This is a genomic window from Paraburkholderia tuberum STM678 (genome assembly GCF_902833905.1).
In the GTDB taxonomy this organism is placed as follows: Bacteria; Pseudomonadota; Gammaproteobacteria; order Burkholderiales; family Burkholderiaceae; genus Paraburkholderia; species Paraburkholderia tuberum.
Genome location: NZ_CADFGP010000144.1, coordinates 1 through 3731, shown reverse-complemented (window position 1 = coordinate 3731; position 3731 = coordinate 1). Strand labels below are relative to the sequence as shown.

Genomic DNA, 3731 nt, shown 5'->3' with positions numbered 1-3731 from the left:
GGTAATGGCGGCAGCGCTGCTGCTGTAGCGGATGAACAGACGCCGCCGGGTGCAGTCGACGACGATACGGACGCGGACGCGGACGCGGACGCGGACGCGGATGCGGATGCCGATGCGGATGCGGATGCCGATGCGGATGCCGATGCGGATGCGGATGCCGATGCGGACGCTGATGCTGATGCTGATGCGGATGCGGATGCGGATGCCGATGCGGATGCGGATGCGGATGCGGATGCGGATGCGGATGCGGATGCGGATGCGGATGCGGATGCGGATGCGGATGCGGATGCGGATGCGGATGCGGATGCGGATGCGGATGCGGATGCGGATGCGGATGCGGATGCGGATGCGGATGCGGATGCGGATGCGGATGCGGATGCGGATGCGGATGCGGATGCGGATGCGGATGCGGATGCGGATGCGGATGCNGATGCGGACGCGGACGCCGATGCGGATGCCGATGCCGATGCGGATGCCGACGCGGATGCCGACGCGGATGCCGACGCGGATGCCGACGCGGATGCTGACGCCGACGCGGATGCAGATTCCGATGCGGATGCCGACGCTGACGCCGATGCAGATGCAGATGCAGATGCAGATGCAGATGCAGATGCAGATGCAGATGCAGATGCAGATGCCGACGCGGATGCGGATGCGGATGCGGATGCGGATGCTGACGCGGATGCCGATGCTGATGCTGATGCCGATGCGGATGCTGATGCGGATGCTGATGCGGATGCTGATGCCGACGCGGATGCCGATGCTGACGCGGATGCGGATGCGGATGCGGATGCTGACGCCGACTCAGATGCTGACGCGGATGCGGATGCTGACGCGGATGCGGATGCTGATGCGGATGCCGACGCGGATGCGGATGCGGATGCTGACGCCGATGCCGATGCCGATGCGGATGCTGATGCGGATGCTGACGCGGATGCGGATGCGGATGCTGATGCTGATGCTGATGCTGATGCTGATGCTGATGCTGATGCTGATGCTGATGCTGATGCTGATGCCGATGCCGATGCCGATGCCGATGCCGATGCCGATGCCGATGCCGATGCCGATGCCGATGCCGATGCCGATGCCGATGCGGATGCTGACGCCGATGCTGACGCCGATGCCGATGCGGATGCGGATGCTGATGCTGATGCTGATGCGGACGCGGATGCTGATGCCGACGCGGATGCTGATGCTGATGCTGATGCTGATGCTGATGCTGATGCCGACGCGGATGCTGATGCCGATGCAGACGCTGACGCGGATGCGGATGCGGATGCGGATGCGGATGCGGACGCCGATGCGGATGCTGATGCGGACGCCGATGCCGATGCAGACGCTGACGCCGATGCGGATGCCGATGCTGACGCGGATGCGGATGCGGATGCTGACGCCGATGCCGATGCGGATGCGGATGCTGACGCCGATGCGGATGCGGATGCTGACGCCGATGCGGATGCGGATGCTGACGCCGACGCGGATGCTGATGCTGATGCGGATGCGGATGCGGATGCCGATGCGGACGCCGACTCAGATGCTGACGCGGATGCGGATGCTGACGCGGATGCCGATGCCGATGCCGATGCCGATGCTGACGCTGATGCTGATGCTGATGCTGATGCTGATGCTGATGCTGATGCTGATGCTGATGCTGATGCTGATGCTGATGCTGATGCTGATGCTGATGCTGATGCCGACGCTGACGCCGATGCGGACGCTGACGCTGACGCTGACGCTGACGCCGATGCGGATGCAGATGCAGATGCAGATGCAGATGCGGATGCAGATGCAGATGCAGATGCAGATGCAGATGCAGATGCAGATGCCGACGCGGATGCTGACGCTGACGCCGACGCGGATGCCGATGCCGATGCGGACGCGGATGCTGATGCTGATGCGGACGCCGATGCGGATGCGGATGCGGATGCCGATGCGGATGCAGATGCCGATGCGGATGCCGATGCCGATGCCGATGCCGATGCCGATGCCGACGCAGATGCCGACGCAGATGCCGACGCAGATGCCGACGCAGATGCCGACGCAGATGCCGACGCAGATGCCGACGCAGATGCCGACGCGGATGCGGATGCTGACGCCGATGCGGACGCCGACGCGGATGCAGATTCCGATGCGGATGCCGACGCTGACGCCGATGCGGACGCTGACGCCGATGCGGATGCAGATGCCGACGCGGATGCGGATGCTGACGCCGACGCGGATGCCGATGCTGACGCGGATGCTGATGCTGATGCTGATGCTGATGCTGATGCTGACGCGGATGCCGATGCGGACGCGGATGCTGATGCGGATGCGGATGCGGATGCGGATGCGGATGCGGACGCGGATGCCGATGCTGACGCGGATGCGGATGCGGATGCGGATGCGGATGCGGATGCGGATGCGGATGCGGATGCTGACGCCGACTCAGATGCTGACGCGGATGCGGATGCGGATGCTGACGCCGATGCGGATGCCGATGCGGATGCGGACGCCGACGCGGATGCTGATGCGGATGCTGACGCGGATGCTGACGCTGACGCTGACGCGGATGCTGACGCTGATGCTGATGCTGATGCTGATGCTGATGCTGATGCTGATGCTGATGCTGATGCTGATGCTGATGCTGATGCTGATGCTGATGCTGATGCTGACGCCGATGCGGATGCGGATGCGGATGCGGATGCGGATGCGGATGCTGATGCGGACGCTGATGCTGATGCTGATGCTGATGCTGATGCGGACGCGGATGCTGATGCTGATGCGGACGCGGACGCGGACGCGGATGCGGATGCCGATGTGGATGCCGACGCAGATGCCGACGCAGATGCCGATGCGGATGCCGATGCTGATGCTGATGCAGATGCAGATGCTGACGCTGACGCGGATGCTGACGCCGATGCGGATGCTGACGCCGACGCCGACGCCGACGCCGACGCGGATGCTGATGCGGATGCTGATGCGGATGCGGATGCGGATGCGGATGCGGATGTTGATGCGCCGGACCAGCCGGTCATTGGCGAAGTGATTGACGACGAAGGTCCGATCCAGGGACCGGTGGGCAATGGCGAGAGCACGGACGACACGACGCCGACGCTGGTGGGCAAGGGCGAACCGGGCGACACGATCGTCGTGATCGACAACGGCACGCCGATTGGCGAGACGCAGGTCGACGAGGACGGCAACTGGAGCTTCACGCCTGATACGCCGCTGGACGAAGGCGAGCACGAGTTCACGGTGGTGGAGCGTGATCCCGCGGGCAACGAAAGCAGGCCGTCGGAGCCGCACGTGGTGATCGTGGACACGACTGCGCCGGACCAGCCAGTCATTGGCGAAGTGATTGACGACGAAGGTCCGATCCAGGGTCCGGTGGGCAATGGCGAGAGCACGGACGACACGACGCCGACACTGGTGGGCAAGGGCGAACCGGGAGACACGATCGTCGTGATCGACAACGGCACGCCGGTTGGCGAGACGGAGGTCGACGAGGACGGCAACTGGAGCTTCACGCCTGATACGCCGCTGGACGAAGGCGAGCACGAGTTCACGGTGGTGGAGCGTGATCCCGCGGGCAACGAAAGCAAGCCCTCGGAGCCGCACGTGGTGATCGTGGACACGACTGCGCCGGACCAGCCGGTCATTGGCGAAGTGATTGACGACGAAGGTCCGATCCAGGGTCCGGTGGGCAATGGCGAGAGCACGGACGACACGACGCCGACGCTGGTGGGCAAGGG

1 protein-coding gene is annotated in these 3731 nt (G+C 64.5%); it reads left to right on the top strand.

What is annotated here, in order from left to right; translation table 11 throughout:
- Positions 1–3021: 3021 nt before the first annotated feature.
- Positions 3022–3731 (top strand): Ig-like domain-containing protein (locus HWY30_RS40520; RefSeq protein WP_208524382.1); only part of this gene is annotated, 710 nt, incomplete at its 3' end.